10 protein-coding genes are annotated in these 22,864 nt (G+C 55.1%); all 10 read right to left on the bottom strand.

All coding sequences use genetic code 11. From position 1 onward, the window contains the following. Nucleotides 1-41: 41 nt before the first annotated feature. The 10 genes from NW211_RS04635 to NW211_RS04680 all read right to left on the bottom strand — a co-directional run bounded on the left by NW211_RS04635 (nucleotide 42) and on the right by NW211_RS04680 (nucleotide 22,857). Complete coding sequence (locus tag NW211_RS04635) at nucleotides 42-2,300, bottom strand: GH92 family glycosyl hydrolase (protein WP_258327076.1); 2,259 nt, start codon at nucleotides 2,298-2,300, stop codon at nucleotides 42-44. Then, a complete protein-coding gene (locus NW211_RS04640; protein WP_258327077.1) occupies nucleotides 2,297-3,268 on the bottom strand; it encodes a glycoside hydrolase family 130 protein in 972 nt (323 codons plus the stop codon). The genes NW211_RS04635 and NW211_RS04640 overlap by 4 nt, the downstream gene beginning before the upstream one ends. A 95-nt stretch (nucleotides 3,269-3,363) precedes the next feature. Next, nucleotides 3,364-4,692 (bottom strand): MFS transporter, encoded by a 1,329-nt coding sequence (locus NW211_RS04645; RefSeq protein WP_258327078.1) that lies wholly within the window; start codon nucleotides 4,690-4,692, stop codon nucleotides 3,364-3,366. A gap of 38 nt (nucleotides 4,693-4,730) precedes the next feature. Then, nucleotides 4,731-6,803 carry a family 20 glycosylhydrolase gene (locus NW211_RS04650; RefSeq protein WP_258327079.1) on the bottom strand — a complete coding sequence of 691 codons (2,073 nt, stop codon included), beginning with the start codon at nucleotides 6,801-6,803 and terminating at the stop codon, nucleotides 4,731-4,733. 15 nt (nucleotides 6,804-6,818) lie between these two features. Beyond that, complete coding sequence (locus NW211_RS04655) at nucleotides 6,819-9,161, bottom strand: beta-N-acetylhexosaminidase (RefSeq protein ID WP_258327080.1); 2,343 nt, start codon at nucleotides 9,159-9,161, stop codon at nucleotides 6,819-6,821. A 38-nt stretch (nucleotides 9,162-9,199) separates the two neighbouring features. Continuing rightward, nucleotides 9,200-11,470, bottom strand: coding sequence for a GH92 family glycosyl hydrolase (locus NW211_RS04660; protein ID WP_258327081.1), 2,271 nt, complete (start codon nucleotides 11,468-11,470; stop codon nucleotides 9,200-9,202). A gap of 64 nt (nucleotides 11,471-11,534) precedes the next feature. Then, on the bottom strand, nucleotides 11,535-14,879 hold the full coding sequence (locus tag NW211_RS04665; protein WP_258327082.1) for a beta-N-acetylglucosaminidase domain-containing protein: 3,345 nt from the start codon (nucleotides 14,877-14,879) through the stop codon (nucleotides 11,535-11,537). A gap of 211 nt (nucleotides 14,880-15,090) precedes the next feature. Beyond that, on the bottom strand, nucleotides 15,091-17,124 hold the full coding sequence (locus tag NW211_RS04670; protein WP_258327083.1) for a LamG-like jellyroll fold domain-containing protein: 2,034 nt from the start codon (nucleotides 17,122-17,124) through the stop codon (nucleotides 15,091-15,093). An 85-nt stretch (nucleotides 17,125-17,209) separates the two neighbouring features. Further along, nucleotides 17,210-21,040 (bottom strand): LamG-like jellyroll fold domain-containing protein, encoded by a 3,831-nt coding sequence (locus NW211_RS04675; RefSeq protein ID WP_258327084.1) that lies wholly within the window; start codon nucleotides 21,038-21,040, stop codon nucleotides 17,210-17,212. Between the two features lie 116 nt (nucleotides 21,041-21,156). Next, nucleotides 21,157-22,857 carry a SusD/RagB family nutrient-binding outer membrane lipoprotein gene (locus NW211_RS04680; protein ID WP_258327085.1) on the bottom strand — a complete coding sequence of 567 codons (1,701 nt, stop codon included), beginning with the start codon at nucleotides 22,855-22,857 and terminating at the stop codon, nucleotides 21,157-21,159. Between the last annotated feature and the right edge of the window lie 7 nt (nucleotides 22,858-22,864).

Consider the following 22,864-nt stretch of genomic DNA (forward strand, 5'->3'; position numbering starts at 1 on the left):
GAGACGGTCCCGTTTCGTTTTATGAAGAAAGATTGATTGCGTTATTTCTTCTTCTCGGTGAGGACGAACCGGAGGGTGCCGGCATTGACCAAATCGTCGTGAGAGATAAAGCGGCTTTTGAGTCGCTTGCCGTTGACCTCGATGTGGTCTACGTAGATGGCCTCGGCCGAGGGGCGCTCACACTCGATGACCAGCGTGTCGTGCTTGTAGTAGCGCGGGTCGAGGTGCAGGGTGATGCGGTCGAACGTGGGGGCCGTGAGGGTGTAGCGGGGGATGCCCGGACAGTCGGGGTAGAGGCCCATCATGCTGAATACGGCCCAGGCCGACATGGTACCGGTGTCGTCGTTGCCGGGGATACCGTCGGGCTGGTTCTTGAAGTGCTTTTTCAAGAGCACGTTCACCAGCGAGTCGGTGCGCCACTCCTGACCCTTGACCTGTGCAAAGAGGTAGGGGTAGGTGATGTCGGGCTCGTTGGCGGGGTCGTAGAGGTTCTCGTCGAATACCTTGCGCAGCTTGGCGGCAAACTTCTTGTCGCCCCCCATGAGGCGCTTGAGTCCGTCGATGTCGTGCGGGATGTAGAAGGTGTAGTTCCAGGCGTTACCCTCGTGGAACCCGGGCGAGGGCTCGAAGTTGATGCCCTGCATGGGGTCGAAGGGGGTGTAGAACTTGCCGTCGGGCAGTATGGGTCGCAGCGTGCCGTACTCTTTGCAGTAGTAGCGTTTGTAGCCCAGCGAGCGGTCGGCAAAGAGCTTGGCATCCTCCTTGTGGCCCAGGTCGGCGGCAAAGCGAGATAGGGCAAAGTCGGCCAGATAGTATTCGAGGGCGTGCGATACCGAGTTGTCGAACTGTTCGCGCAGGGGCACATAGCCCAGGGCCAGGTAGTCGTCGTTGTCGGTGCGCAGGATATTCTCGCTGCTCGGGGCGGTGGCCGATTTCACCATGGCCCGGTAGGCCGTTTCGGCGTCGAATCCCTTCAGGCCGCGCAGCCAGGTATCGGCCAGCATGATGGTGGCCGGGTCGCCCGACATGGTGAGGGTCTCGTTGCCGTAGAGCTCCCAGCGGGGCAGCCAGCCGCACTCGTTGTACATGTCGATGAGGGTCTGTGCCATATCGAGCTGCATCTGCGGATAGACGAGGGTGAAGAAGGGGTGCACGTTGCGGAAGGTATCCCACAGCGAGAATACCGTGTAGCGGTTGTGCGGGGTGGTGAGTATCTGCTGGCTCTCCATGGCGGGGTATTGCCCGTTGACATCCTGCAGGATGTTGGGGTGGATGTGCATGTGATAGAGGGCGGTGTAGAAGATGGTCTTCTGTTCGTCGGTGCCCCCCTCGACCTCGACGCTCGAGAGTATGTCGTTCCACTGCCGGCGGGCGTCGTGGGCCACCTGGTCGAACCGGAATCCCTGTTGTTCCCGGTCGAGGTTCTCGCGGGCGTTGGCCGTGCTCACGAACGATACGCCTATCTGCACCTGTATCTGCTCGCCCGGCTGGGTGTTGTAGGTGAAGAATAGACCAATGTCGTCGCCCGACATCTCCTTGGTGTAGCGCGAGTAGATTTTGTATTTGCCGTTATCGGGGTCCCACTCGGCCTCTACGCCGGTCATGGGGCGCTGTTTCTTCCAGTAGCCCGACTGCAGGGGCTTCTTGTCGACCCGAATCACGAAGTAGATGGGGAATACTCCCTGGCGGTTGTAGTAGCAGAAGCCGCCCAGCAGCTTGCAGCCTTCGTACTCGGTGTCGCTCACCTTGCGCACGGTGGCGCCGCTCTCGTTGGTGAGCCCTTCGCCCAGGTTCAGGAGCACGTGGCTCTCGCCGCCGGGGTAGGTGAAGCGGGCAATCGAGCTGCGCATCGTGGCGCTCACCTCGGTGTCGATGCCGTAGCGGGTGAGGCGGTTGGCATAGTAGCCGGGGTGCGCCTCCTCCTGGGTGTATTCACTACCGTACTGCTTGTAGTCGACACACAGCTCGCCGCTGGTGGGCATGAGCAGCAGGGAGCCCAGGTCGGGGCAGCCCACACCGCTGAGGTTCACGTGCGAGAATCCGGTGAAGAAGCGGTTGTGATACTCGTAGGGGGTAGACCACCAGCGGGCATCCTTGTCGTAGACGTTGAGGTCGGAACCCATGACGTTGAAGGGGGTGACCGACATCAGCCCGTTGGGACAGAGGGCCCCGGGGTTGGTGGTACCGAAGTTGGTGGTACCGATAAAGGGGTTTATATAAGCGACAGGCTCGCCTGCCCCTGCCGGGACGGACGAGACTGCCGTTAAGATACCCGCAATGATGAGGTTGCGTATGTTCATAATACAGAGTTGTTTTTGGTAAACTCGAGGATTTCCGAAATGTATCCGAAGGCCAGACCTACCACCGTATCGGCCGCACCGTAGTACACGGCTACGCGGTCGCCGTCGGTGAGGGCTGCGCAGGGGAATACGACGTTGGGCACATCGCCTTGCAGCTCGTAGGGAGCGGCGGGGGCGAGCAGGTAGGGACGCGTGCGGTAGAGCAGTTTCGAGGGGTCGTCCTTGTCGAGGATGGCGGCACCCATCGAGTAGCGGAATCCGTTGCAGGTGGTGATGACACCGTGGTAGAAGAGCAACCACCCCTCGTCGGTGAGGATGGGGATGGGGCCGGCACCTACCTTGGTGCATTGCCAGGCGCTCTCGGGGAAGGGAGTGGGCGAGAGCACGTGACGGTGTTCGCCCCAGAATTTCATGTCGGGGCTATAGCTGATGTAGATATCGCCGAAGGGGGTGTGGCCGCTGTCGCTGGGGCGGCTCAGCAGGGCATACTTGCCGTTGATCTTCTGGGGGAAGAGCACGCCGTTGCGGTTGAAGGGCAGCAGGGCGTTTTCGCACTGGAAGAACTCCTTGAAGTCGAAGGTGTAGCCTACGCCGATGGTGGGGCCGTAGTAGCCGTTGCACCAGGTAATCCAGTAACGGTCTTCGATCCAGGTCACGCGCGGGTCGTATTTGTATTCCGACTCAATCATATCGGTGTTGCCCGGTTTGAATTGGATGGGCTCGTGCTCGATGTCCCAGTGGATACCGTCTTTGCTGAATCCGGCGAAGATGTTCATCTGTACGGCCCGGTTGTCGCAGCGGAATACCCCGGCAAAGCCGTCGCCGAAAGGCACTACGGCACTGTTGAAAATACTGTTCGAGGTGGGGATATGGTAACGATCGATTACCGGATTTTGCGAATAACGCCACATAACCTCCGAGCATCCTGCCGGACGGTCTTCCCAAGGCATAGCCATTTTCTTGTCCATATTTCTCTTTGTTTGTTTTTTGGATTGGTGTTTTATTATAAAATTCTTTGCCCGATAAATATCGGCATTTTATTTGACACGGCCATGAGGCGGTGTTATTTCTCCTGTTGTTTTTTCGAATCGTCGTAGGTAAAGGGGATGAAATAGGTGATCAGCAACGACGGGATGGTGGCCAGCAGGACGTAGATGAAGAACTTCTCGTAGCCCAGCCAGTCGCTGAAGAAACCACTCATCATACCCGGCAGCATCACGCCCAGATTCATGATGCCCGAGGCAAAGGCGTAGTGCGACATCTGGTGTTTGCCCGGAGCAATCTGCTGCATCATAAAGAGGGTGAGACCCACGAAACCGAAGCCGTAGCCGAAGTACTCGGTGATGATGCCGGCGCCGATCACGTAGAGGTTCTCGGGCTGGAACACCGCCAGCAGCGTGTAGGCTACAAAGGGGAAGTTGAAGACGCAGCAGAGTGTGAAGAGCGTCTTTTTCAACCCCCGGCGCGACACGTAGATACCGGCCAGCAGCGAGCCCAGCACGAAGGCGGCCGACCCGAACACGCCGTTGAGCGTACCGATTTGGGTGAGCGTAAGTCCCAGTCCGCCGATGTCGCGCGACGAGCGCAGGAAGAGCGGGGCTATCTTCATGATGAAGCCTTCGGCAAAGCGGTAGAGGATGATGAAGCAGATGTAGTAGATGATGTGTTTCTTGGTGAAGAAGTTTTTGATGACCTCCCACAGCTCGTGCAGAACCTCGGCGCTCGAGCGTTTCGATTGCGAGGGCACCTGCGTGCAGGGCAACATGCGCGAGTGGTAGAGGCCCAGCACCAGCAGCAGCGCCGAGATGATGATGAAGATAATCATCCACGCCTCCTTATAGGCAGGCATGTTTTCCTGTATCGAAGCTCCTTCGACAGCCCCGAAGTGCTCGGCCAGCATGCCGGCCACGGCTACCAGTCCGCCGTTGGCCACCAGCTTGGCAATGTTGTAGAAGGCACCCTGCACCCCGATGTATTTGGCCTGGTCTTCGGGCGAGAGCTCGGCCATGTACACGCCGTCGCAGGCGATGTCGTGCGTGGCACCGCTCAGGGCGATGACGGCCATCGTCGAGATGCTGATGGCAAAGAAATAATCGAACTTCAGCGAGAAGGCTACCACGCCGAAGAGGAGTCCACTCAGCAACTGGGTGACCACGACGAAGAACTTCTTGGTGCGGTACATCTCCAGAAACGGGCTCCAAAGAAACTTCAAAGTCCACGGCAACATGATGATTGAGGTCCAGAACGCGATTTGTGTATCGGATATTCCTAAGTCTTTGAACATGAACGTCGATACGAGATTGACCGCGATGAACGGCAGTCCCATGGCGAAATAGACTGTGGGAACCCATGCGATGGGATTGGTCGATTTTCCTTTGCTTTTCTTCTCCATTTTTTCTTGTTTATAGATAGCTTTTTGCGTATAGTCGTTTATCGGATAATGATTTCGTCGGTGAAGAGCCAGCCGCCGGCAATGCCGTTCGACTGTGCCTGATACCGCACGTAACGGGCCTGTGTGTTGCCTTGCCAGCCGAAGGTCTTGAACTGGAGGGTGTCGATGTCGGGCGAGATGTCGTTGTCGACAGTTGCCAGAGGCTTATACTCCTTGCCGTCGGTCGAGGCCGAGATGGTCACCTGCTTGGGCAGCCATACATACGGGCCCTTCAGTTGCAGGAATTCGGCACTCACCTCCTGAATGGCAGTCTCGCTGCCCAGGTCGATGGTCACGTCGAGGTCGCTGTTGAGGAATCCCTGCCAACGGTCGTCGTTGTACATCCAGCCGCCCCGTACGCCATCGACGAGCGTCTGGTCGCCCTGTGCGGCATATTGCTTGCTGTACGGGGTGGCATAGGTCACGCTCTTGTGCAGCGCCAGGTGCTCTACGGGTTGCAGCGACTCGGGTTTGTCGCCCACCTCCTTGTCGAGGGGGAAGGGGTTGTATCCCCGGCTGCGCAGGTGGTTCACAGCGTGGAGGGCACGGGTGTGGAAGCTGGACCAGTCTTTCAGTTCGGCCGGTGTCCAGCCCACCTCGGCCAAGGCCAGAATGCGGGGGTATATCATGTATTCGGTGTGCTCGGGGGTGGGCATGTACTCGGTCCACACGTTGCCTTGCACGCCCTTGATGAGGGCAGCCTCCTCGGTCGAGAGCGAGTCGGGGACAGGCTCGAACGAATAGGCCTTCTCGAGGGTGAGGTATCCGCCGATAGCCAGCGGTTGGGTGTTGGGGGCATCCTGATAGGCATCGAGGTAGCAATATTTGCCGGGGGTCATGATGGCGGCGTTGCCGGCCTTGACGGCATGGATGGCTCCCTCTTCGCCACGCCACGACATGACGGTAGCGGTGGGGGTGAGTCCGCCCTCGATAATCTCGTCCCAGCCGATGAGCTTACGGCCGTGGTCGTTGAGGAACCGCTCGATGCGGTGTATCATGTAGCTCTGCAGCTCCTCGACCGAAGCCAGGTGCTCGTCGGCCATCCGCTTCTTGCAGCGGGGGCAGTTGCGCCAGCCGTTTTTCGAAGCCTCGTCGCCCCCGATGTGGATATACTCCGAGGGGAAGAGGTCCATCACCTCGAGCAGCACGTTCTCGAGGAACTCGAAAGTCTTCTCGTTGCCGATGCAGTAGTCGGCATCGACATAGGGTTTGCCCGAGCAGGAGAGCTCGGGATAGGTGGCCAGCACCTCTTCGGAGTGGCCCGGCATCTCGATTTCGGGGATGACGGTGATGTGGCGCTCGGCGGCATAGGCTACCACCTCGCGGATGTCGTCTTGCGTGTAATATCCGCCCACGGCGCGCGGGTCGTCCTGGTCGCAGAAGGTGCGGCCGCCGGTCCACCAGTCGTTCAGCTTCTCAAAGGGACGCCAGGCGGCAAACGAGGTGAGGCGGGGGTATTTCTTGATTTCTATGCGCCAGCCGGCACCGTCGGTGAGGTGCCAGTGGAGGCGGTTCATCTTGAAGTAGGCCATGGCGTCGAGCTGTTTCTTCACAAACTCCTTGTCGTAGAAGTGGCGCGACACGTCGAGGTGCATGCCCCGGTAGGGGAATCGGGGTGAGTCGGCTATGGTCACGGCGGGGAGGCTCTTGCCGTCGCCGTTGTTCAGCAGCTGGAGCAGGGTCTGTATGCCGTAGAAGATACCCGTCTCGGTACTGGCCGAGAGGTGTATCCCCTTCTTGCCGATTTCGAGGCGGTAGCCCTCGGCTTCGGGCTCGGTGGCCGTGTCGCAGAGGGTCAGTTCGATGCCGTCGTTACCGGTGGCCTCGTCGGCAAATGCAACTTGACCGAGAGCCGTACCCTCGAGGTAGCGGGCCAGGGCCTGTTTGCTCTCGGGCGAGAGCGACGCGTAGAACTTCGTCTCGGGCGAGAGGGTGAATGTTCCCCGGTGATACTCGACCGACCGGGGCATGGGGATGATGTCGAGCTCTTTGGGTTGTTGGCTGCAACTGCTTGCCCCCACCAGCAGGAGGAGGGCAAACAGTGCGCTATGGAATAGATTGCGTTTGGTCATGTGTGTACAGGGTGATTAGTTGATGGAAATTTCGTCGACAAAGAGCCAGCCCTTTTCGCCATGGGCGCCGTGCCAGGCGGGAATCTGGCTGGTGGTCTCGACTACGACCCGTATCTTGGAGGCCGGTACCGAGGGGAATTCGCAGGTGTATTGGCGCACACCGTCGGCATCTTGTTTGGGTGCCACGGGTATGTCGAGCTTGCCTATCTCGGTCATGGGGTTATCGCCGTCGGCGGCATAGACCGTGATTTTCGTCGGGGGGAAGATATACTCGGAGTATTGTACGAGCGAACCTATCTGCACGCTGCTTACCGACTGGGTGTCGCCCAGGTCGATGGTGGCATCGAGCGGGGTGTCGATAAAGCCCAGCCAGCAGCTGTTGCTGTAGTTGAAATCGCCGCGGATACCGTCGGTCAGTACCGAAGCTCCACCAAACGTGTATTTCGGGTTGGGAGCATCTTTGAGTTCAGCCAGGTGCCCAGTCGCTTTGTTGAACGAGAAGGGGCGCACCAGGGTGCGGGTCTTCACCTGATCGCGCACGACGATAGCCTTCAAGGTGCAGGTGTCGCTGTCTGTGCTGATTTCGATCGGGCCCGTGTAGAGGGTGCTGGCCGTGGTGGGCTCGGAGCCGTCGAGGGTGTAGTAGATGGGGGCATCGCCCTGCGTGCGCAGCGTAGCCTCGATGCAGTTTTTGCTGTCGTTTACGGTGTACTCGCCCTCTACCTCGAAGAGGTGTTTGGCGTAGTTGAGTCCCATGGCGTTGTAGATTTCCAGGATGTGGCCGATGTGGTTGAGGAATCGGTCGTAGTCCTTATTTTCCAGTTGGTCCCACTGTACTTCGCTCAAGGCGGCGAGACGGGGGAGAATCATGTATTCGAGCTGTTCGTTGGTGGGCATGTATTCGGTCCAGACGTTGGCTTGTGTACCCAGAATGTGCCGGGCCTCCTCTTCGGTCAACTCCTCGGACACGGGGTTGAACTTGTAGACCAGGTCTACCGGGTTGTATCCGCCGATGGCGAGCGGCTCGCTTTGGGTGTCGCGCGACTGGTAGTAGTCGAAGTAGAGCGGGTTGGTGGGGGTCATAATCACGTCGTGTCCTTGTTTGGCAGCTTCGATGCCGTTGCTTACACCGCGCCACGACATGATGGTGGCATGGGTCGAGAGTCCGCCCTCCATAATCTCGTCCCAACCGATCATCTCACGGCCGTGGTCGCTGAGGAACTTCTCGACACGCTCGGTTACGTAGCCTTGCAGGTAGTGTTCGGCCGTGCCGTGCTCATCGTCTTTGAGACCCAGTTGCTTGATGCGGGCCTGGCAGGCGGGGCACTTCTCCCAACGCACTTTGGGGCACTCGTCACCACCGATATGAATGTATTTCGAGGGGAAAATATCCATCACCTCGAGCAGTACGTTGTCGATAAATTCGAAAGTCTTGTCCTTACCGGCGCAGAGCACATCGTCGCGGATGCCCCACTGTCCCGAAACCTCATACGGGCCACCGGTACAACCCAACTCGGGGTAGGAGGCCAGGGCGGCCATCATGTGGCCGGGCAGGTCGATTTCGGGGATGATGGTGATACCCAGGTCGGCGGCATACTTCACGATGTCGCGCAGTTCGTCTTGCGTATAGAATCCGCCATAGGGGGTGTTGTCGTAGTTGTCCCACTCTTTGGCAATCATCGTTTTGCTGCGCATGCTGCCCACTTCGGTCAGACGGGGGTACTTCTTGATTTCGATGCGCCAGCCCTGGTCGTCGGTGAGGTGCCAGTGCAACGTGTTGAGCTTGTGCACGGCCATGACGTTGAGAATGCGTTTCACCTCGTCGGTCGAGAAGAAGTGGCGGGCTACGTCTAAGTGCAGGCCGCGGTATCCGAATCGCGGAGCGTCGTCGATGGCGGCGCAGGGAACCGACCAGTTGGCACCTGTTGCCAGCGTATCGCCGTAGACAGCTGCCGGGAGCAGTTGTTTGACGGTCTGCAAGGCAAAGCGTACGCCGTTGGGGGTAGCTGCGGCAATTTCGATTTTGCTCTTACCGATGTTCAGGCGGTAAGCTTCGTCGGCCAAATCGGGGTTTGCCTTCACCACGATGGCGTTGTTGCGTTCTTCATCGGCAAACTTCAACTCCATGCCGCTGGTCTTTTGGAACTGGTCGGCAAATTGTTGCAGTACGCCGGTTACCTCGTCGCCGCATTTGGGCGAGACAAATATCTGTGTCCCTTTGTCAAAGGAGAATCGCCCCGGTATCTGTTCGATGTGGTTGGGGTAGGGAATCAGGTCGTAACTGTTTTTTTCGCTCTGGCAGGAGATCAAGGCCAGGACTGCTGCCACGAGTGCGAGATAACGATTGAATCTTTTCATACTGGATTGTGTATTATGGATGATTATTGCTTAAGGATTTATTGCTTTACCGGGGTGTTGCCCATGTCGACGACAATGCGTCCGCCCTTCATGATGTCGCTGTGCATGAAGAAGGGCGACTCGAGCAGGATGTTGTCGAGACGTATGCTTTGTATGTACTTGTTGGTACGCGAGTTGTTGTTGGCTACGATTTCGAACTTCTTGCCGTTCGACAGGTTGATGGTGACCTTGTCGAAGATGGGGCGGCCTACCGAGTAGATGGGCGAGCCGGGGCATACTTGGTAGAAGCCCATGGCGTTGAGTATGTACCAGGCCGACATCTGTCCGCAATCCTCGTTACCCGAGAGACCGTTGGGGTCGTCGAAGTATTGGTTGTAGAGGATGGTGTCGATGAGCTGTTGCGTCTTCCACGACTGGTTCACATAGTTGTAGAGGTGGGCGATGTGGTGGCTGGGTTCGTTGCCGTGGGCATACTGGCCGATGAGGCCCGAGATGTCGGACGACACGAGGTCACCCTCGAGTTTCGAGTCGGCCAGGAAGAGCGAGTCGAGCCGGTCGATGAATTGCTCCTGACCGCCCATCAGGGTTACGAGGCCGTCTATATCGTGGGGTACGAACCAGGTCCACTGCCAGGCGGTACCCTCGCAATAGTCGTCGTTGCGGTGGTCCGACGAACGGGGGTGGAAGGGCGAGTGCCATTTGCCGTCGAGGTCTTTGCCCCGCATGAATTTGGTCTGGGCATCGTAATAGTTGGCATAGGCTTGGCTGAGACCCTTGTATTTTTCGTAGGTGGTCGTGTCGCCTATGGCTTCGGCCAGTTGGGAGATGCACCAGTCGTTGTAGGCATATTCAAGACCTTTGGCTACCGATTCGTTTTCCTTATCGTAAGGGATATAACCGATTTTGTTTTTATAATATTTCGAGATGGGTACCAGGCCGTTGACCATGCGGCTGGGGGCAATGATACCGGTTGTGTCGTATACCGAGCTTCTGATGCAGGCCTCGAGCAGTTCGTGGCCGTCGATTTTGTTGAATCCTTTCATGTAGGCATCGACAATGACCGGTACGGCGTGGTAGCCGATCATGGTGGCGGTGTAGTTGCCGGCCAGCTCCCACATGGGCAGGATACCTCCCTCGTGATATTTCTCCATGAGCGACATGATCAGCTTGTCGTTCAACTCGGGTTGAGTGACGGTGAGCAGGGGGTGCAATGCTCTGAAGGTATCCCACAACGAGTATACGGTGTAGATTTCTTTCCCCGGTTTGGTCTGGTGTATCATCTGGTCGAGTCCGCGGTAGCGACCGTCGGCATCGGAGAAGAGGCTGGGGTGTATGGCCGTGTGGTAGAGGGCGGTATAGAAGATGCGCTTCTGGGTCTCGTTGTCGGTCTCGACCTCGATGGTACCCAGGTAGTCGTTCCACTTCTCTTTGGCCTGTATGGCAATGCTGTCGAAGTCCCAGTGGGGGATTTCGGTCTCGACGTTGCGACGGGCCCCGTCGATGTCGACAGCCGAGATACCTACCTTCACGAGCACCTCTTCGTCTTGGGTCGTGGCAAATTGAAGCAGGGCTTTCTTCTGCTCCAGTTTATACGGTTTGCCGTTGCGCATGATGTCGATTACCGTGTCGACAATCTGGCAGGTGAAGGGTTTCGAAAACTTCATGTAGAATCCGATCGACTGGTTGTCGGCCCACCCTTTGGTGCGTTTCCAACCCACGATTTCGGTATCGCTCAGGGTATTGAGTTTCATATCGAGATTCTGCTGCCCTTGCAGGCTGTAGTCGAGGTCTACGATAAAACCGGCCTGCTGGCTATCGGGGAAGTGATAGCGGTGCATGGCGGCCCGTTCGGTGGCCGTCAGTTCGGCTTTGACTTGGTAGCGGTCGAGCATGACCGAGTAGTAGCCCGGGGTGGCCGTTTCGCGGCTGTGCGAGAAGGGCGAGGCGTAGGCCGTTTGCTGACTCTCGGCACCCAGGTATCGGTAGTCTTGTTTGCCTACGGTCGGCATCAGCAGAATGTCGCCGTAGTCGCCGCACCCGGTACCGCTCAGGTGAGTGTGGGAAAAACCGTTGATTGTGCTGTCGGAGTAGTGGTATCCCGAGCAGGCATCCCACTCGTAAATGCGGGTATCGGGACTCGGTTGTATCATTCCGTGAGGAACCACTGCACCGGGAAACGTGTGTCCGTGACCACCCGTCCCGATGAACGGATTCACAAAATCGGAATATTGTAACTGGGTTTCCGATGAATTGGTACAGCTCGAAAAGAGGAGCAATCCCAATCCCAGCCAAAGCATTGTTTGTTTCATGTTGTTTATTTATAGATGTTTATATTCTTTCTTGTTTTTCTCCTTTATATATTAACTGATTGGATTACCATATTATTTTATAAGTCGAGATGTTTTGATTGCCGTCGCTTACTCGAGCAATGAGTACCCGGGGCATAGTGGTGTCGAGCATCGTCTCGAATGTGCTTGCCTGAGGAGCGAAGCGGGCTACGATACGGCCGCTCAAGTCGTACAGCGTAAGGCTGGTGATGGTAGCATCGGACTCTACATGCAGACGGTTGTCGCGGGTATAGAGGCGTGTGCCTGCACTGGCGGGTTGCTCGATGGCGGTAGCGGTGCCGGGCTTCTCTACATAGGGGGTACCACAGGGCAGTATCTCGTACAGAGTGGGAATGTTCTCTTCGTTCCACTCGATTTTGATGGCTGTAACCAGTTCCATTTCGTGGGTGTCGATGATGGTGCAGAGCGAGCTGAGTTGCCCCGTCTCTATCCATTCGGTACCGTTGTTGACGTAGATGGTGGGGAGCTCATACCGGTTGTCGAACGTCGTGTTGTGGAAAATCTCGATTGTCTCGATGTTGAGGTTTTCGATGAAGCGGTGCTCGATGTATCCGGCTGTGGTGGGACGATAGCTGGTCGTAAGGTCGCGGTCTGAGAGGGTGGCAATCTGCTTGCCGTCCTGGTCGGCGGTTTGGGTCTCTTTGGCGGCCATCTCGCTCTTGAACTCGGCTACTTGCAGCCAATAGCCGCCGGAGTAGCTGCGGATGACGAACCGCACATAGCGGGCCGACTCTCCGTTGGCGTTGCAGGTGAACGAGTAGGTATCGTCGAGCTGCTCGGCGGTAAATTCGGCTATGGGAGTCCACTGGGTATTGTCGTCCGATATTTCGATGGCGACCGTTCCCGAGGGTTGGTCGTTGGCGGTAAAGGTGACCGTAATCTCGTATTGCGGTTGCGAGTTGGGGTAGGTGAGCATGATGTATTGCCCTTCGGCCTGGGCTTCGCTGCTCCAGAAGAAGGAGTCGGGGTTACCGTCGATAACGCGGTCGAGGTCGTAATATTCGTATTGCGGGATGTTGGTCGATACCGTGGGGGTGGTGCTTACCGGGGTGAACAGGCACGAGCCGCTCAGCCGGTCGGAGCCGACGGTCAAGCTCTCGTCGCCGGTATTCTTGAGTCGTATGTAGGCTACGGTCTGTTCGCTGACGGGCAGTTGTACTGCGCTCCACTGTTTGCCGTTGACCGATACCTCTACCTCGATGCCGGGCGTGAGCTCGGTGGCGGCCACGTCGATTTTCTCGAGGTTGCCGAAGTAGATACCGATATATTCATTCGGGTCGAGGGTGAGGGCGTCGAGTCCGCTCAACTCGAACGAGGTAGACTCGGTCGTGAGGTTCACCCCTTCCCAACTCTCGAGGTTGGAGATGATTTGAATGGTATCCTTTTCGGGCCATGTTCCCGGCACGTTGTTGCCGGCTTTCCCGACCAGGTATTCGACAAAAGGCCGCAGGTAGCTGTCGCCCGGGGTCACTTCGTAGTGTACCTCGTAGGTCGATGTGCCGTACCCTTCGAGTGCGCTGATGAGGTAGGTCGAGTCGTTGCTCATGCCGTTGTAGAGCTGTTGCAGCGAGAGGTATTTCTCCCACCCTTCGGCCCGCGACATGGAGCCGTCGTTTTCGAGTATGTCGAGGGCGGTGAGAGCAATCGCACTCAAGGTTTTGAGCTTGGCATTCCAGCAGCGCAGGTCTTCGTAGATCAGACGGTAGTCGTTGTATTCGCTGTCTTTCAGGGTCTCGATGTAGTTGCAGGCCTGGTTGAGGTTCCCCAGCTCGGTGCGCAGTTGGGCAGCTTCGGCCGGGAAGGTCGAGCCCCCGAAGTGCGATTTGAAACCGTCGTAGAGGGCAATCATCTCGTCGTCCTCGACCAGGGCGTCGGAGAAGCGGGCAAAGCATTTGAGGGCTTCGGCCGTTTGACTATCGCCCGGGCGAGCCATGCGGGCAAAGACATCTTCCCAGTTCTGGTGCACGTCGAAGGTGTTGGGGTTCCAGCTGTAATCGGCGGCGCCGAAGAGAGCTACCTTCGAGGCCTGGGCCTGGCTCATGGGGTTGAGTATAAGTCCGTTGAGGGTATTGATGGCCCCCGAGTTCTCGATGGTCCAGTGGGTAGTCATCTCGCGCATGTAGATGCGTTCGTCGTGGTCGTCGTTCACAGGGTTGTTCCACCACATCACGGGGTTGCGGCCCACGCGGCCGGCCATGTCGTTGATGGCCGAGGCCCGGATGTTGGAGAAGCAGTCGTATCCGGTAAAGGCGATGACCACCTCGCTGTCGACACTCTTCAGGTCGTTGAGGGTATAGGAGCCTCCGTAGTTGAGGGCATAGGCGGTAGGTACGAAGAAGAGGGGAGCGATTTCGTCGTCGGGGTCGTCGGTGACGAAGCGTTCGCGCAACCGCTTCTGAGTCTCGTCGGCCAGGTAGGCCTGCATGCTGCCGCTGGGGGTATAGCTCATGTCGTCGATGAATACGCCGAATCCCCGTACGCCGAGGTTGTAAAGATGCTCAAATTTGGTCATCAGGGCATCGATGCCTTGGTCCATCTGGTCTTTGTAGTTGAAGTTGATGCCGTTTTGCAGGCCGGGGTGAGCCGCCCAGATGAAATTGACGTGGCAGGCTTTGGCGGCCTGGGTGATGGTGCGGAGGTCGTCCTGGGTAATCATGCCGAAAAAGCGTTGTTGCTCGGTGAGCGAGGTGGGGTAGTCGTCGCGCCAGTTGCCCAGGTGGTAGGGGTCTGATTTGGGACCGTATACAAATACGTTCAGTTTGAATCGTTTGCAGAATTCAAAGAGGCTGAGGCGGTTTTCGACCGAGTAGGGGTGTCCGTAGAAACCCTCTACGATACCGCGATATTGTGTGTGAGAATAGTCTTCGAAAGTAATTTGACGGATTGAGTTCCCGCCGGCTTGCTCGAATATCTGTTCGAGCGTGGCGAAGGCGTAGTATTCCGAACCTTCGCTATTGCCCAGAACGACGATGTCGCCATGGGGTGAGTTGCTGTTGATTTGCAACAGGTAGGGGTCGAATTTGTTGCTGCCCGCATCGAATACGGTGAGAGGCAGGCTATGTTCGGAGGCATATTGTGCGGCAGCTCCGTCGGAGCCGCTCACACCGAGGTAGAGGTTGGTTGCGGTTTGCGAGGCCTCGTCGGCGTAAGTGATGGTGTATCCTGCTTTTTCCAGAACCTCTTCCATGCGGTTGCGGCTCACATCGCCGATGCTGCTTTCGCAAATTACGTTGATGAGGCTGGAGAGTTCTATGGAGTTTTCACCTTCTACGACCTTTTGCGGGGTAGGGTATATGGTATAAGATTGTGCTTGACTGCAAAAAATGGAGCTCGAGATGAATAAGGTAAGCAGGATAAATATGTTTTTCATTGCTACAAAAGAGTAAAAGTATCGGTTTTTCTATGACGTATGATAGTTACTTGCATTGAAAGTTTCAATTGTCTTGTATTCTTGTTTCTCATGGTTTTGAGGATAGTGAAATGGAAGATTCTCAGTCCCGCGATTCCATGAAGTCCGTTCTGTTTTTGAAAAACGCCCCGCACTCGTAAGAGCCGGGTACGGGGCGCACTGCAAAGGTAAATTATTTTTTGAAACGAACAATCGTGTGATTGCCATTTATCGAAACCTTGGCCAGGTAAATACCGGCGGGCAGGTTCGAGAGATCGGTGGCCGGTTCGGCACTTTCGGCTACGGCACTACCCAGCAGGTTGTAAACTACGGCTGTTGCACCTTGGGGCATGTAGAGCACGTTGCTGTTGAAGTAGATGGTCTCGGCGGCTACCTCATCGATGGCCGAAGCCAAAGAGAAGGTAACATCGACAGTTACATCTTCGGTTCCTACTTGAATGGGGTCGGTTACGTTGGCGAGAGCTTCACCGTTTACCGTAATCGAGTTGATTTCGTAGGTGTTGCCTTGGTTTACAGCATAGAGGTTGCTGTATGTTTTCACGGCAGCAGGCGATTGAGCCAGAGCCACGTTGTAGCGTTGCAGCTCATAAGCGGCATTCTCTTCGGCCGGGGTGTTGTAGGTTACGTTCACCGTTTCACGACCGTTGGTCATTTGGATAGCCGAAGCCATGGGGAAGCTCTTGTTCGAGAGTGTTCCGTTCTGACGATAGTAGGCATCGACATCGCCGGCCAGATTCTCGACCGTAGTGCTCGTGGCCGATTCGGGGCGATAGTAAGCTACCAGACCGTCGGGGATTTCGTTGAAGCCGTACATCGAAGCTTTGATTTCCTCGGGCGTAAGCGTGCGGTTCCAGAGCTGAACCTCTTCTACTTTCGAGGCCATCTGGTTGTATTTCGAGTCGCCAAGAGCAAAGTCGCAAGCATCGTAGAGCAGGGCCAGACCACCTTGACCTACCTCTTGCGTGAGGGCTACCTCACCGTTTTTGTAGACGGTGAATGTATTGCCGTTGTTGCTGGTTGCCAAGGTAATGAAGGCAAATTCGCCGGGATAGAGCGTAGTTGTTTCCGATACGGCAGGGGCCGTAGCACCGGCACAAGCCGTCGAGTTGCCATCCCAGATACGATACCATACGGCCAGTTTACCGTCTTGTACACCTATACCGTAAGAGCCTTCGACTTTCCAGGTAATGCTGTTTTGTACGTGACCCATGAATACACCGTTGTAGCCCATGGGCGAAACCCAGGCCGAGAAGGTGTAGTTGTGCGACCGTTGATCGCTCGATACTTGATTTTGATCGGTATTGTGAGAGCCCAGAGCCGTATCGCTGAATCGCAGTTGAGCCTCTTCGCTTCCGTAACCGGGAGCCGACATCAACATGGCGTCGCCCGTGGTGGCCAGTTGTTTGAACTCGGCGGTGAAGTTGGCAGCAGCATTGACCGTATAGGTCGAGTTGGGATAAACCTCGCCATTATTCTTTACCGATACCAGTTCGTAGCCACTGTTGGGGGTAGCGGTGATGGTCAGTACGGTACCCTCGGCAACTTCAGTACCCGAAGTAAGGGCAGTTTCGCCGTTCTTGATTGAGAGCGTTCCGTTCTCGGGGGTGGTAAAGTTGATGGCATATCTCTGGATATTCGATTTTACGGTTATCTTCACGTCGTAGTAAGTACCCTCGGCGTAGGTCCCGTCATAGGTGGTGACGTTGTCGGTTCCACCGATGAACATCATACGTAGCAGATAGACGGTACCCTCTTCGGCCGAAGCAGGAACCGTGAACGAGGGAAGCGTACCCTCCGAGACTTTGGTAGCTCCATCTTCAACATATACCGTTACACCGGTAGTATGATTCTCAAATCCACCGTTTCCCGAGTTACCGCAGAGGATAAGGCGGGTCATCTCTTTCGTTTCGTTGGCATCGCAGAAGGTAACGAATTGTCCCCACCACGTGTCGATATTGATGGTGAGATCTACTTTGCTACCCGGAGCAACCAACAACTCTTGAGCAATTTTGCCGCTGGGTTCTTTAGGAATAGAGATGCTGTTCAGGTCTTCCAAGGCACCCGAAGTACTGAATGTCATGATATTTCCTACATTACCTATTCCGCCTGTATAGGTAGGAGCGTTGTACCCTTCGAGAGGGCTTTGAGCGTTTGCCAAGGCTCCGCCCAGCAAAGTTGCAAGTAACAAGAGATAAAATTTTCTCATAGGATCAATAATAAAATGAAAATGATTTTTGGAATAAAATCCTCCGCACGATGCCGTGCGGAGGATTTGAGATTGCATTATCCGATTACTCGGCTACTACTTTGAGTGTTCTGATACGTTTGTTGTCTTTCGAAACAGCAACGTAGTAAACACCTTTACCGCCGTTGATCGTAAGCGTGCAGATTTCGCCGGCCATAGCCTCGTGTTTGCGGGTTGTTACCAGGCGACCCTGTGCGTCATATACGTCGATTACATAGTTGCCATCGGCAGCAAATTGCAGGTTCACGTTGTCGATGAAGGGGTTGGGATATACGGTGAGGTTGTTCACCAGGTTGTCCTCAACGCCCGATCCTTCGAGAACTACTACGATGTACTCGTCTTTGGTCATCGTAGCAGACCCCCAGCCGTTGGTCAGTGTGAGCGTTACGCTGTATTTGCCGTCTTTGCTGAAGGTGGCCGTAGCGTTGTCGCCGTTGTTCACTACCTCGGCATCGGGAATCGAGAAGGTCGAGGTGGTGGTGATGGGCATAGTACCCGACATGGCGGGGTTACCCTCTACGTTGATATTGGCGGGCATGAGGTTCTCTTCGTTTTTCGAAGTGTTTTCACCACCCGAACCTCTGATTTCAACGTAAGCAGCTTTGGCATCGGTCGAAAGTGTACCTTTGTTTTCGAAGGTCTTGTCGGCTTCGTTGTAGTCGTCACTTTCGAATGTCCAGTAACCTTTCAGGTCGCTGGGGATTTCACGACCGTCGTAACCCTTCATGGCATCAATTACTTCGTTGTCGCTCAAGGCTTTGTGCCAAACTTGTACATCGTCGATTTCTCCGATAAATCCGGCAAAGTACACACGAGAACCACCGATATAAATAGGAGCTTCTGTAACAGTTTTGGACCCATTGTTTACTTGACGATATGTTAATTTGGGTCTTTCGTTTTCGCCCGTTTTCTTACCGTTGAAGTAGATGCGTTGTTTGGCACCGTCGTAAGAAATCACGATATGAGACCATTGGTTTTCTGAGAGACTATACGATTCGGTCGTTGTTCCGGCGAAACGGCCGTCGGTACAGCAAGCCAAGTTAGGATTCTCGTGCGGGTTTGTGGCTCCGTTCACAGGATATTTAAGATCTTGGTATCCACGTCCGGCATCTCCCCACATGGAGAATGAAACCGTATTGGCCGGAAGATCCTTTTCATTGTTGGCATTTGCTATTCCGGGCCAAACATCTACCCAAATAGCCCCCCAGTTGTTATCCGGCCAACTAATATTCAGGTCTCTTTGTCCAATGAGGCCCATACCATACTTTGCGAAGGTGAATTTCTCGGGTTTGATCCACAAAGCGATGGTGTATTGGTTCTGATTCATCGGCAAGAATTCAGCGGGGATACGGAAGATATAGGGGTCGTCGATACGAAGACCGCGCGATACGGTACCTTCGCCTTTGTTACCGGTGTAACTCAGCGTGACTTCTTCGTCGGCGTTGGTTACGTTGGTCTTCGAAGCCGTGAAATCTTCGATCGATGGGATTGCACCTGTGCTCTCGGGCGAGATTTGTACATAGCCACGATAGTTGAGCTCGCTTAAGTCGAACTTGGTCAGTTTTACATCGTAGTAACCCTCTTCGTTGAGAGAGGTTGTGAACGAACGGCCGCCGTCTTGAGTAGCTACTGCAGTTCCGCCGGTAGTGGCGTTATAGATTTCCCACGAGAAAGGCTCTTCCTGATTGGGGTCGATGAGCGAGAGGGTGAACTCTTCGCCGGCTTTGATCACCGATTTGTTGCATACGATACCATCGATCAGCGTCAAGCCGGTAGTCATGTAGTTGGTCCAGGTGATGGCGCTCTTGGTTACACCGTCGGGCGCTACGGCGCAAACACCCACGCGGTAGTCGGACACTTCGGTATTGGCCGATACGGGAGCACCCACTACATAGTGTGCCCACGACGAGGTAGTACCGCAGAGGATAGGATCTTCGCCCTTGGCCTGTACATATACTTCGAAATACCAGGTATCTACATCTTCGTTATAGACGGGTATCGAGGGATCGTTGGCGTTTTTGGTCGATGCGCAGTTCCAGCTGAACTTGAAGTCAAGCGAGTTGTAGGTACGTTTTTTCAGGATATTGCTTTCGGCGGTCGTAATCGCGGGTTGTACCGGAGCAAACGTTTTGGCGGGGATGATAGACATCTCGCCGATGAGGATTTCGTAGTTGGCCGGGGTATTCTCAAACTTGAGGCCGACGAGGGCTACATTACCGTTCATGCCGATTTCAGAGGCTTTGGCCGAAATCTTGGTCCATGCACCCTCTTGAGCACCTGTGATATCGCAGTAGTGGAGTTGATCTTCGCTACCTACAAACGACCAGAAGAGTTTCATGTGGGTATCGGTACCGCTTTTCAGTTTGACAACCATCGATACGTCGTCACTCTCCGATATGTCGAAGTTGGTCTTGAACAAGCGTACGTTCGATACTGCGGTTGCACCGCTGAACTTCATGGACGAACCGGCAAACCAGGCGTCGTCGAAGGTGAAGCCACAGTCGATGGGATCGTTGGGAACCTTCTTGTTGTCGTCGGTAATCCACCAACGCCAGGTGGGCAGGTAGTCTTGTACACCCACGTTGAACCATTTGTGGTCGAAAGTCACCTTACCCTCATTGCGGAAGGTCTTACCATTACCCAAGCAGAAGCGGGTAACGAACGGCAACTCTTGCAGCACGCTTCGGGCCGGCAGGAACTCGGCGATACCGTGGAACAGTTTCATGCCGGCATCGCTCGAGCTGGTTACGTTGCTGTTGATAGCCGGGCGGTTGGCCGGGTTGCGGTTACCTCCCGAGAAAACTTGTTCTTGTTTTACCAGATAGGTGTTTTGTACGGCTTCGTCGCCCGAACCGTACTCCGACGAGTTCTGGTAAATCATGTTGGTGGTGTGGTTACCCCAGAAGGCAATAGATGCCTTGGCGTTCTTAATGTCCCACCAGTTACCATGGCTAAGCCATTTGCCCTGGATATCATATCCGGCATATACGGTATAGGGATCGGCTCCAAGACCTTCGGCATAATTGGCCGAGCTGGCTAATGTACCACTCCAGTTGTAGTTGAGCATGTACATATCGACAACCTGTTTGCCGTTTTTCCACAACCAGTTCGATTTGCCGCTGTTCAGGTCTGAACCCAGGTCCATCGAACCACTGTTGGTGTTGGTTCCATACCAGTATACGTGGAATTGCCAGCCAATCGACTCGGCATATTCGCGGCACTCCGTGAAGAAGTCCTGCAGGGCCGAAGCCTGGGGCACGGTACCCTCGGGGTTGATACCTACACCGTCAAGACCGTAGTAGCGCAGGAATTTCACGAATTTCTCAACCCATTTGAATTGGCCTCCCTCTTTTTCAACCAGCATATTTACGCTGTTGTTGGACTCGGTGTTGTCACCGCCCCACGAGTCGAAGAATACGAGACCGCCACTGTTGGCTACACCGTTGCGGTGAGTCACGTCGCTGTATGCGCCCGGTACACGTACCCAGGGGAGCGACCAGCCGCCTTGCGAGTCTACATACGACCACATGCTGAAGTTATCGCCGTCAAATACATAGCGGGGCAGTGATTGCCAGTAGGTATCGGAGATACCCATCGGGGTCCACATACAGAATTTACGATCGGTAGTCATGGTAGGATCTACCTGTGTGGCCGGGTTCTCGAAGCGTTGTTTCAGGGGAACACGCGAGATGTAGAAGTTCTCGTCTTCCGAGAGGGGAGTCCCGGGTTCCCACTCTCTGAAGTATTCAGAGAACGGTTTGGATTTTCCATCATCGAAAGGCATCACGTAAGAGTCGTGTGTCGGCACGTTTTGGGCATAGCTACCCACTGCGGCGGCACAAGCCAGTACGGACAGAAGTAGTTTCGGTGCTTTCATGTTTTTTGTTTTGTTTTTTAGTGAATAATAAGATCTCAAAAAATTCTTGATGTATGATAAGAGGGAGGAAGAGGGCTGCTCCATTTGTGTGGAGCAGCCTCTTCTGTTATACGGGATTACTGACCGGCAGCTTCGGTTTCCCAACGGCGGTTGTCGCCCAATCCGGCAGGATCTACAACATCCCACCACAGGTAGGTACGCATCAAGTTGCTACCACCCAGAGCCTCGATACCCGAGGTGTTTACATCCTGGGCTGCTGCGGCGTCGGTCATGTTCCAAGGTATACGGCGAACCATACGGCCTTTCCCCAGCGAACCATCACCGATATCTTTAACCGGGAAGATACGGGGATAACCTGTACGGCGCAGGTCGTTCCAAGCCTCGAGGCCCATGGGGAACTGTGCCAGCCACTTCTGGGTGATAATCTTCTCGAGTTTCGTCTTGTTATCATCGCTGTTGTTGATTTTTACACCCACGGTGAGCAGACCTTTTTTGTTGTTACGCTCGTTATGCGGATCGACATAATCGATTGTGGTGTCGGCCGATTCTTGGTTCCAATATGCAATAAACTCGGGATCGGTTTGGGCAATGCTGTATTCGTCGAACATGGCAGCTATACCTCTCAGATAGTTGGTATTGATAGAACCTCCGATGCCCCAACGCAAGGCGGCTTCGGCTTGGAGGAAGTAACGCTCCGAGAGTTTGAAGATGGCCAGCGGGAAGTTGGCAAATGCACTCGATACTCCCGAGTATTTAGTGTATTGGTTGTTGTCGTCGCGCGGGGTAAGCTGGACTCCGGCGGGGACACCCACGATGGCCGAATTGGCAGTCATTGTGACTTCTCCGTCTTCGTTGCGGATATCACCGCTGTTCTTGTCGAATAGCTTGTCCATAAAGGGAACTTTAAGCCGCTTCATGATGTTCTCGAGCGAGGCGTTCATGCGGGTATCGTCCCACAGAATCGAGATGAAGGCCAGCGGGTGGTTGGTACCGTGGTTGACCATAGTGTTGTACTCGATGCTCTTTTCGATGAGGCCGTCGTTGATGGCAGCTTCAGCTTCTGTTTTGGCCCGGTCGGGATTGACGTTGCTCATGCGCATGGCCATACGCAGACGAATCGAGTTGGAGAACTGGCGCCAGGTATCTACGCTGCCACAGATTTTGTCATATTGGGCCAGAATGGCGTTGATGGTATCCTGATGCTCCTTGGGTGTTTCGTTGAATTTCTTCAGCACTTCACCGGCATCTTTGAGGTTGACAAAGAGCGAGTCGTAAATCTGGTCCATGGGCTCGTAGGTAACAGGCGGTTCCTGAACGTCGTTCTTGTAGTCGGTCCAGGGGAAGGGTCCATATATGTCTGACAACTCGAGGGCCGAGAAGCAGTACATGATGTTACACATGGCGCCGAGCTCTTTCAGGTTGAGCTGGTTAGCCGACCGCATCACGGGCAGGGCGGCCTGTGCTACCAGAAAGAAACTGGCTTTGGGGCCGTCGCAGTATTGGGCGAAGTAGCGATAGGTCGAGGGTAGGTTACCACTGAAGTTCTGAGTTCCGGCTAAATAACCTGAATAATTATCGATGTGGATATTGAACTGCACTTGGTAGATGTGTGCTCCGTTCTGGGCTCCTATGTCGTGCATCTTTTGTTGTGCTGTCAGGAACATACCGGCAGCTTGTTCGTAAGTCTCGGCTATGGAGAGGTCGCCTGACCCGACTTCGATGTTGGAGTTCAGGTCGTCAAGCAGGGGGTCGCCGCAGCCTACCAGAGTCACAGCAGCGGCCAATGCAAATACGGAAGAATATATTGTCTTTTTCATAATGCTA

Origin of the sequence: Barnesiella sp. ET7 (genome assembly GCF_024733785.1) — a bacterium.
Classification (GTDB): Bacteria; Bacteroidota; Bacteroidia; order Bacteroidales; family Barnesiellaceae; genus Barnesiella; species Barnesiella merdigallinarum.

Bases quoted from the DNA above. Each gene is read 5' to 3' on its own strand.
- NW211_RS04680 (WP_258327085.1), bottom strand. From the start codon at position 22,857: ATGAAAAAGACAATATATTCTTCCGTATTTGCATTGGCCGCTGCTGTG.
- NW211_RS04670 (WP_258327083.1), bottom strand. From the start codon at position 17,124: ATGAGAAAATTTTATCTCTTGTTACTTGCAACTTTGCTGGGCGGAGCC.
- NW211_RS04660 (WP_258327081.1), bottom strand. From the start codon at position 11,470: ATGAAACAAACAATGCTTTGGCTGGGATTGGGATTGCTCCTCTTTTCG.
- NW211_RS04640 (WP_258327077.1), bottom strand. From the start codon at position 3,268: ATGGACAAGAAAATGGCTATGCCTTGGGAAGACCGTCCGGCAGGATGC.
- NW211_RS04675 (WP_258327084.1), bottom strand. From the start codon at position 21,040: ATGAAAGCACCGAAACTACTTCTGTCCGTACTGGCTTGTGCCGCCGCA.
- NW211_RS04635 (WP_258327076.1), bottom strand. From the start codon at position 2,300: ATGAACATACGCAACCTCATCATTGCGGGTATCTTAACGGCAGTCTCG.
- NW211_RS04645 (WP_258327078.1), bottom strand. From the start codon at position 4,692: ATGGAGAAGAAAAGCAAAGGAAAATCGACCAATCCCATCGCATGGGTT.
- NW211_RS04665 (WP_258327082.1), bottom strand. From the start codon at position 14,879: ATGAAAAACATATTTATCCTGCTTACCTTATTCATCTCGAGCTCCATT.
- NW211_RS04655 (WP_258327080.1), bottom strand. From the start codon at position 9,161: ATGAAAAGATTCAATCGTTATCTCGCACTCGTGGCAGCAGTCCTGGCC.
- NW211_RS04650 (WP_258327079.1), bottom strand. From the start codon at position 6,803: ATGACCAAACGCAATCTATTCCATAGCGCACTGTTTGCCCTCCTCCTG.